This window comes from Psychrobacter sp. AOP5-GZ1-6, assembly GCF_052376345.1.
GTDB lineage: Bacteria > Pseudomonadota > Gammaproteobacteria > Pseudomonadales > Moraxellaceae > Psychrobacter.
The window spans coordinates 61025-70550 of the sequence record NZ_JBQSVP010000004.1; the positions used below are offsets into that span (position 1 = coordinate 61025).

The window sequence follows — 9526 nt, forward strand, 5'->3', positions numbered from 1 at the left end:
GTTATCTAAGACTCGTCATTTTGTTGGTTGGTTCTATTCAATGTTGAACACATAATTTCTGAACAACTAACAAATTCATATATACAATTTTAACAATATAGCGTTAAGGAAACATATTAGCAACATATTAGTATATTTCAAGTTGCGAAAAGCAGCTATTCGCAACTATCTTTACCTTAAAAATAGTGATATCTATCACCAAATCAGAAAAGCTATGCAGCTAAGTTAAGATATTGAGCAAAATTTAGCCCTTGAAATGACTACTAACTGGATTAAAAATAAATCCTAGGATTGATTGCCATGTGCCACAGCATAAGCAGAAAGATGGTACCTATCATGCAGTGGACTATTCAGAGTAGTGTCTGTGAATGCTCTTGATAGAGTACGCCCTAATGCCTGCAAACTAGCACCTGTGGTCGCAACATCATCAAATAGCAGTAAGCGTCTGACGGGTGGGGTTTTGGTTAATGCAAAGGCATTGTCTAAGTTACTCAAACGCTCTGCACGTGTCAGTCCTTGTTGACTGACGGTATCGTCAATGCGCTGAACCCCTTGCCATAAGGGTATCCGCCAATGCTTGGACAGTTGCGCTGATAAAATACCGACAGGATCGAAGCCGCGCTTGGCCAGTCGCTGATTGGTCGTTGGCATGGCGACAATCACGCTATTGTCATGATGACAGCCATGTGGCCGTGGCAACTGGCGTATTGCATGCAGTAGCAAGGGGAACTTGGTCATATCTTCATGATGTTTAAAGGCCCTGATAGCTTCACGCATTGGATAGTCATAATAAGTAGCGGCTTGGATAGTTAGTGAACTACCAACAGCAATATCAACATCAAAAGGCTCCGGCAACCATGCGACACTATGATGGCAGTACGCACATAGCAATCCTTTATTTAAATGGTGATGAAACTGATGATATAGCCTGCTAGAGAGGGAGTGGTCGCTTGATGAGCCAGTGGTATTTAATGATGGTTTGCCTGATGATAGCTGAGACTGTGGTGTGCTGCGATAAATACGACATAACTGGCAGTGTATATCAACATACTCTGCCAGCCATAAGCCAGTTTGATAAGGTGCTAATCGCCGCATAAGTGACCGTTGATACTCATACTGCTATCAGAATCCTTTCCAATCATTAAGTATGATTCCAATACCAATAGCGGTAGCCTCATCATTGTAATCGATAAGAGATTCACCATAGCCGTGGAACAACTGTACATAACCATTGACGTTTTTGCTTAGTGGATAGACGTAGTCAATTTGTGCAGCGCCTTTATTACTATCTGGGTTATAACGCAATGTACCGCTGATACTCTGTTGTTTTGGCATATCATACAAGAACTTGAGATCACCATAGCCCATATAGTCTTCGATGTCAGGGTTGTCATCTTGACCGCTATCATCATCTACTCGAGCCCATAAGCGGGGTATAATCGAAAAATTGCCCCATTCAGCACCAGCCATTAAGTAAATACGATTCCATGAGCGTGACAACGGATCATCCTGTCCATTTGACTGATGCACTGCGCCTGCACCTAACATGCGTAAACGTCCACCAAATGGTAAGTTAGCAGCCACAGGTTGCGTCAAGAATATTTCAGGCTGATAATCCGTCGCACGGAATGGTCTTGAGTTGTCTTCGTTATAGACCTGCCAATGTGATTCTTGCGTATAACCAAACCATAAATCAGCATTACTATCGAACAAATCTTCAGCTACTTTGGTTTTTAAAGATAGCTGAAATTTCAACTCGGTTTCACGTCTATCATTAGGGGTGAAAACTTCTGTATCTTGTGATGGTGTGCTTGGACTCAAGTTAGGATCAACAGTATAAAACACGGGCAAAAGGTAGTTGGGATTATGTGGTCTAATGGTCCATGTACCACGCTCACTATTTTGATCTAAATCGTAAGCAAGACTAAGTGGCGAGTATTTTTCAATATCTGTTTGAGTGACTCCGACATTTTCTAAAATCTGTGCCTCAGTTTGAGCTTCGCCGTTTGCCTCTAGGCTGCTGCTTACATCTACGCTACTGTTTGCATCTAACTTACTTGACGCATATCGCTGGTTACTCACTAGAACTGTCTCGGCATCTTCAACCGTTGTCCCACTCATAGCGCTCTCAGACTCGGCCAACACTACTTGTGGATTACCTGAGATCGTGCTTTTAAAGGTTTTTGCTAGATCTAGCGGCTGTTTAGTCGTTGTGTAACTTGGCGTCTTACCTTGCTCAGCAACTTTGTCAAAACAAGCCAAACGTGCAGCACTATTCTGTACTTGGCTACACTCAAAAAACAACTTCGCCTGCGCAGCAATAAACTCTTTACTGACTACTTTGCGAGTCTGATCCGCTTTATCAACATCTACCGACTGCCCGCCAACATCTTGTGGTATCTCATAATCTTGATATTCTACCGATTCCAATGCGGTCTCTGGTACTGATGGTAACTCACTGTAAGCCTGCTCTTCATTAGCAGCCTGTACTTGTGCCGTAAAGCAGGTCAATGCTATGCCAACAGCCATGGTTAAATGATGTTTTTTTGTTTGAAGGAAGATATTTTTTCTCGCTTTAATAAAAGACTTAGACGGTCGCTGTGCAATAATATGGGAAAACATAAACATCCTTTAGCTCACTGATAATTCATAGCGTCAGCAAGTATATAAAGTAATAAACTTGATCATTAGCATCATTGCTAAAATAAAATAAGAAGCAAACTAAAACCAATGACATTCGAACATAAAAGTCAGCAATTACCATTGGTAATGTTTTTTTAGCATTGTTGCTTTATTGTAATGAAAATATAAGCACTATACTAGCGTTATCGCTGCACAATACAAATATCACTGTAAATAAACCATTTTAAACCAAAAGCTTAATACTAAAATAATAGATATATCTTGAGATAATAAAAAAGCCAACGTACTGTCACCATAGTACGTTGGCTTTTTTAGATTTTTAAGCCTAGGGTGTGTCCTCATTTTAAAAATGGTGATAAAAATAAGATAAATCGCCGTCAAATGAGGAAAATAGTGCAGGTAACATCAAGATATTGACCAACTATTTGACGATGTTTGGCAAAATTTAGCTATTTTTAGCCCATTTAGAGGACACTCGTTTGAATTGAGGACATGCCCTAGATAATAGACTTACTCGCATTATCAAAAATTAAGTATCAGTTGTTCAGCATCGTCAATGTCTGCTCAAACTCTGAACGACCGATTTCACCCACTTGTTGATTGGTCAATTGACCATCCTGATAATAAAGCAATGCCGGTGGGCCAAATAATTTATAACGCGCTAAGATAGCTTTCGAGTCAGCAGTCGTCTCAGTGATATCAAGTTTGACCAACTGCCAATCTTGCATTTGTGTTGGACGATTATGAAACAAATTTTTATCCATAATACGGCACTCTATGCACCATTCAGCAGTGACATCGACAATAATTTTTGGGTTGGCCGCGATAATAGCATCTAACTCAGCCAAGGTAGTGACCGTCTGATCAGTTGCATCATTAGCCGTTGTCTGACCAGAGGTCGCCTGCATCATCGGCGCTGCACTCAATGAGGCGAGCGGATGTAAACTGTCATCGTTGCCTAATGCTGCACCGACAACCAAACAAGCCGCCCAAATACCCGCGAGCAAGCCGAACGCTTGTGTCAGCATTCGACCTTTACCTAACCAGCCCCACGCCCATGTAGCAACAACCATAAACCATAATGCCCAAACCATTAGCATTATTGGTGATATAAAGACACGCTCAATTAATAATAGCGCCACAGCAAAGAGCAATAAAGCAAAACCTTGCTTGACCCAATTCATCCAATCGCCAGCTTTTGGCATTATTTTGCCTTGCGTCGCACCGATTAGAATAAGCGGAGCAGACAAACCAAAACCAAGCATAAATAAAGCAGCAAAGCCAAGCAATGGACTGCCAATCGTAGACACCGCAAGCAACGCACCAAATAGTGGCGCAGAGACACACGGTGACACAACCAACGCAGATAAGAAGCCAGCGATTAAACTACCGCTTGTACTACCAAGCTTACTATCGCCCGCTTGACTCAAGCCTTGCATCTTACTGCTAAGAGCTCCTGGTAAGCGAATACTAAATAACCCAAGCATATAAAGCGCCAGTAAAACAAAAACAATCGCAAAGCTAATCAGAATAATGGGGTTTTGTAACCAACCAATAATGCCTAATGATTCACCAAATACCGCAATAACAGCACCCAAGATACCATAAGCAGTCGCTACACCAATGGCGTAACTGGTGGTTAACATAACACCACGTTTCACCGTTGGGTTCTCCTCACGAGCCACGATATTGGCAACGATAGGTAGCATCGGTAAGACACATGGCGTCAACGCTAAACCAAGTCCTGCTAAAAACAATAAAACTAACGCTATCCAAGGATGAGATCCTAAACCAAAAGGATCGCTATCAATCACGCTATCAGCAGTAAGACTGTTTGGCGCGGTGCTCCCTACTGCTTCTCCATCTGTATCCGCACCAGAGATAGTATTGGTGGTAAGTGAGTCTTCTGAATCATCTTCACCTAGCAATGCATAATCAACAATCTCATCATCTGCTTGCCCTGCTTCAAAAACATCTGTACCCGTCGCTTGCTGATTTTCATCAGTCATAGCATTGTTATTTGTCTCAGAACCATCAGCTGAAGAGTTTTGGACTGTAGCAGAGTCACTAGTAGCACTTGCTGCTGATTGCTGTGATGTCGCTGCGATATTGATCGTAGTATTAATTTTTTCAGGTGGATAGCAGAGTCCTGCTTTCGCACAGCCCTGCCAACCAATGACCACCGCAGCATTATCTATACTATTGCTGTTGTTACTCGTCAACGTGGTCGTCGCAACCATATTTATCTGATCAAATACTGGCACTTGACCAAAGGTTGGATCATCAATTAATACAGGCGTCTGACTAAAAGTAAAAGGTGCCGCTGTCACGCCAGTCGGCAACGTCAGCTTGATTTGGTTTTGATAAACATAATGCCCAGGCGTGATATCAAAATTAATGGCTAAGCGTGTACCATTATCAGTAGCGTTAGTATCCGTAATAACCTGAAAGGCCTCATCGACTGGCAAAAACTTTGACGGATCGCTACTTTTTTTATTACCAAACAAGTCACCCAATCCAGCCGCTTGCGTGGTCATAGATACAGTTGTCAACCCCGTCGCTACTAGACTAGTAGGTAGAAATCCTGTGAACAATGAGCTGCTAGCAATTATCAATGCCAGTAGATAAGATTTTTTAGTAGGACGATTTAGCGTTAGTGATGAGGGTTTTTCTGTTGCCTTAATCGACATGGGTGGCTACCTATTTATTACCAATATTCTATTTATGACTAGGGTCTGATGAACCTTCAAATATTAGGGCTACTGATTGCTAAAACTACACCAAACTAGGTGCAAGCCAATGATAATCTCGAGACTTTGACTTTAGCTAGGCTTGCCACAACGTTTGGAGTGATGTTAGCACCAGCTTTTTAGAACACCATATTTGAATATCAAACAGACACTGATGTATGAATCGATCCACTAACTACTGAACCGCAATATTAACTGTGGTTTTTATCTTTTCTGGTGGATAACACAGCCCTGCTTTAGCACAACCTTGCCACCCAATCACAACCGGTACATTCTTAGCACCTTTACCATTGCTTGTTGTCAGCATGGTAGTGGCGACCATATTTTTTTGCGTAAATACTGGCACCTTACCAAAGGTCGGATCATCAATTGAAACAGGTGACTGACTAAAAGTAAAAGGCGTAGCACTCACCCCTTTAGGAAAGCTCATAGTAAGCTTATTTTTATAGACGTAATGCCCTGGCGTGATATCAACAGCAATAGATAAGCGTGTACCTTTAGACATTGCCTTAGTACTACTACTCACTTGAAAAGCTTGCTCAACTGGTAAAAATTTCGATTTTTTCGCCGTGTTATTACTAAATAGCTCACCTAACCCTGCTGCCTGCGCACTCACAGATATCATGGACGACATACTCATAACAGTAAATGCAAGCACATAGATTTTTTTGGCAGCATGTTTTGATATTGTTGCCGATGTTGATATTGACGTTTGGATTGACATAAATGATTACCTTTAGCTGCTGCTTTTCAGGACTGGTATGTATCTTTAATCTGAACAGTACACGTTACAAAAGGTGGCTAGCATATGACTCACCTATACAGAGCCTTATAACGTAAAAACTATATCGAATGGTATTCTTTGCCTACTAATAAAAAATATCAACCAATAATTATCTTATTGATTGATGTCATAGTCGATTCAATTTAAAAATAGTACAAAGCAACTGAAGATGTATACGTGATACCGCAAGCGAGACGCTGTCATGCTTTTTCTGTAATACTTTTATAGTGGAGTGACTATAGTATTGAGCAATGAGTCATTTAAAACGTCATACACCCCAAGGATACTTGTATAGATTTATAGACAGTTAATTCAATTTGGTGCTGACTACCACTAGGGTCTGTTGCTGACTATTCAATAACTCTCACTATAGCTTGACGAATGGTTTTACCATAGTAAAAATGTGACTCAGTCAACAATATACAACAGTAAGCAAATATTAAGAAAGCTATGGTATGTCATGAGTTAGATTGTATGACTTAAAATGAGAAGGATGGTAAATAAGAAAATTACCATTAAATAGACACCTTTCAAGCCCTATTACCAAGCAACCAGGTGATAACCATCCATCGCATTTACTTTGATAAATTGCAGACTTTAGGGTTTGGTACACACTCATCAATCAATGATAGATACCGCCACACCATACCTAAAAATCAACCACTCAAAAAAGTGGTGTAGAGTCACTACTGTCTGGCATCAGACCTTTCAACAATAAAACGTCTAAATTCTGTTGTTGCAGTTTTTTATCGAAATCATTTACCTCTGCAATCAACATTCTTTCGATTCGCTTATCGCTAGAAAAAACACTCAAGCGGGCACAAATAACCGCCAGTTGATAAATGCGTTTTTTACAATAACCATCTAGCCCTTGTAACAGCCTAACCATATGCGGTGTTTCAAGACTGGCATAGTCATAATCTGCCACAACTTGTTGACCAAGTGCCATAACACTATAGCTAATAGATAAATGCGCACAAAAATAACAACTGAATAAATAGCCAACAACATGACCAATATAGTAACCACGATCATAGGTAAAACTACTCACGCCAAAGTGGCTGAGCACGTAGTTATTGAGACTACCTTGATCAAGGATAGGTTTGGCATGTTTTAGCTTACCAATAGTCGCAAAACACAATGGGTTGCGACCATCTTGAGTAGTGAGCTGCCAACCTGCTGGTTTTTGGGCTGGCATGTGACGAACAACATCAGCAATGATATCATCGACGACATGCAACTGCTGCCAAAGACGTTCTAGTCCATCCGTATCCATCAAACCACGTTTATCGAGCTGCTGAGCAAGCAAATATTGCTGACGTTCTACGAACTGTGGTTTTAGCGTTTGCACCAAATACGTAGGACGGGTGCCCGCTGAAGCCATGTATAGCAACCGAGTACGATCATATTGAGAGTGATACAGTGCCACACGCTGCTCTGCGATATTGGTCTGACTATCAGCAGGTTTTTGCATGGTAACATTGCTATCAGCAGCCACAGTAGCTGAGCTGTTAGATATTACCGTCACGTCTTCTGAGTGTGGTAACGTAAACAATGCTAACAATGCAGCTTTATCAAGAGGCTCAGCCACACTATCTGCTTGCACACTATCTGCAAGGCATTGGTCGTCTTCACCCTTGCCTTTGATGTGGTTTGTATTGCCTTGTTTTTTTGCGCATGCAACAGAGCCTTGTTGGTTCTCGGCTTGTGCATCTGGCTTTGCAGTCGGTTCAGTCATAACATACCATCAGCAGTATAAATAAACATCATCTAGGCCGTGCGATATGAACACCATGTAGTGAAATATCTTACGCTAAACACAAACGCTCATACCCAGATAACTCATTAGCCCATAGTAACTGAATACAAGCGCATTGTCAGCCGTACATCGTCGAAATACTAGGGCGTGTCCTCGTTTTGAAAATGGTAATAAAATGAGATAGGTAGTACGAATAATATCAAGTCATTAGCAAGCTACTTGATGCAGCTTGGCAATAGTTTAACCACGTCTGGTCCATTTATAGTTTAAATTGAGCACACAGCCCTACTATGGCTAAGTATATTTAACGTAAACTAGGGTGTGTCCTCATTTTAAAAATGGTAATAAAAATGAGATAAATTGTAGTCAAACAAGGAAAATAGCGCAGATAATATCGAGATATTAGTCAGCTATTTGACACCGTTTGGCAAGATTTAGCCATTTTTAACCCATTTAGATGGCTATCGATTGAATTGAGGACACGCCCTAAACCATTATTCTTTTTTGATACTGTTGACGATATACTTTGGGGGACACCCCATATACACGCTTAAAGGCCTGACTAAAAGTAGAATCTGATGCATAACCAACTAACTCACTAATACGGCCAATACTGTTTTGCTGCAAACGCAAATAACGGGCAGCTAAACGTAGGCGATAATCCATAAGATAAGTCAATGGCGGTATGCCAACCGTATCTCTAAAACGCTGTGCAAAGCTTGATCGTGACATCCCAGCTACCCCAGCGAGCTTATGTATCGTCCAACTTTGATTGGGGGATTCATGCATAGCCACCAACGCTTTGGTCAAAAAAGGATCTTTCATAGCTTTTAGCCAGTTTTCCGTCGCCTCAGGTAAGCTTTCAATATACACACGCAAACACTCAATCATCATAATGCTTGCCCAATGATTGATGACAGCGGTCTTCCCCATGCGATCACGCTCAGCCTCTAGGGTCAGCAGCTTAATCTCTACGTCAATCACTTCAAACCTACCATCAGATGCGTCGTTAATTTCGGGTAAAATCGATGGCAACACAGATAATAAAGGACGTATCATCTCTTTATCATACTTACATTCAATTAATATCAAAGAGGAGTTGGGGTCACCATTACCATCAATATCCAGCGTATGTTTTTTACAATTGAGCAATGAGTCATCTAATGGTTCAGCAGCATCGCCATGATGATTTAACGCATAGCTAACATGTCTATGTGCATTAGGAATCATAATCATATCACCAGCATGGGCCTGTCGTAGACCGTTACCGACATCAATACAAAAGCTACCAGACATGACCAAATAAAATAAAATCGTATCTTTCCTAGTAATTGAATAAGACCAATTACCAGCACCATTTAACCGATAGTATTTGGTTTCAAACAAATGCACATTTTGTAGCAATACGCTCAATGCGTCCATCAATTATTTCCTCGATAAGATAAGGTCAATATATTCCATACACTATATGGATTTAAAGGTTTCTCATGACACCTGACTTAAAAACGTATCGCTATTGGTCTATATCAAAGCAAATAAAGAATAATGAAACAAGCACAGAGAAATGCGGCTTATTAAAAACAACCTATA

General features: G+C 40.9%; 6 protein-coding genes. All 6 read right to left on the reverse strand.

Annotation, left to right across the window (positions count from 1 at the left end):
- Positions 1-285 precede the first annotated feature (285 nt).
- On the reverse strand, positions 286-1095 hold the full coding sequence (locus ACT3RN_RS01460) for a ComF family protein (protein ID WP_192991809.1): 810 nt from the start codon (positions 1093-1095) through the stop codon (positions 286-288).
- A 27-nt stretch (positions 1096-1122) separates the two neighbouring features.
- Positions 1123-2622, reverse strand: coding sequence for a phospholipase A (locus ACT3RN_RS01465; RefSeq protein WP_442439992.1), 1500 nt, complete (start codon positions 2620-2622; stop codon positions 1123-1125).
- A 557-nt stretch (positions 2623-3179) separates the two neighbouring features.
- On the reverse strand, positions 3180-5333 hold the full coding sequence (locus tag ACT3RN_RS01470) for a cytochrome c biogenesis protein CcdA (protein WP_444518413.1): 2154 nt from the start codon (positions 5331-5333) through the stop codon (positions 3180-3182).
- 235 nt (positions 5334-5568) lie between these two features.
- Positions 5569-6117, reverse strand: coding sequence for a protein-disulfide reductase DsbD N-terminal domain-containing protein (locus ACT3RN_RS01475; protein ID WP_442063109.1), 549 nt, complete (start codon positions 6115-6117; stop codon positions 5569-5571).
- A gap of 724 nt (positions 6118-6841) precedes the next feature.
- Positions 6842-7915, reverse strand: coding sequence for a hypothetical protein (locus ACT3RN_RS01480; RefSeq protein WP_444518414.1), 1074 nt, complete (start codon positions 7913-7915; stop codon positions 6842-6844).
- A gap of 507 nt (positions 7916-8422) precedes the next feature.
- A complete protein-coding gene (locus ACT3RN_RS01485; RefSeq protein ID WP_192518151.1) occupies positions 8423-9358 on the reverse strand; it encodes a helix-turn-helix transcriptional regulator in 936 nt (311 codons plus the stop codon).
- Positions 9359-9526: the final 168 nt, after the last annotated feature.

Excerpts from the sequence above, each read along its gene's own strand:
- ACT3RN_RS01460 (WP_192991809.1), bottom strand. The coding sequence starts at position 1,095 with ATGCGGCGATTAGCACCTTATCAAACTGGCTTATGGCTGGCAGAGTAT.
- ACT3RN_RS01485 (WP_192518151.1), bottom strand. The coding sequence starts at position 9,358 with ATGGACGCATTGAGCGTATTGCTACAAAATGTGCATTTGTTTGAAACC.
- ACT3RN_RS01475 (WP_442063109.1), bottom strand. The coding sequence starts at position 6,117 with ATGTCAATCCAAACGTCAATATCAACATCGGCAACAATATCAAAACAT.
- ACT3RN_RS01470 (WP_444518413.1), bottom strand. The coding sequence starts at position 5,333 with ATGTCGATTAAGGCAACAGAAAAACCCTCATCACTAACGCTAAATCGT.
- ACT3RN_RS01480 (WP_444518414.1), bottom strand. The coding sequence starts at position 7,915 with ATGACTGAACCGACTGCAAAGCCAGATGCACAAGCCGAGAACCAACAA.
- ACT3RN_RS01465 (WP_442439992.1), bottom strand. The coding sequence starts at position 2,622 with ATGTTTTCCCATATTATTGCACAGCGACCGTCTAAGTCTTTTATTAAA.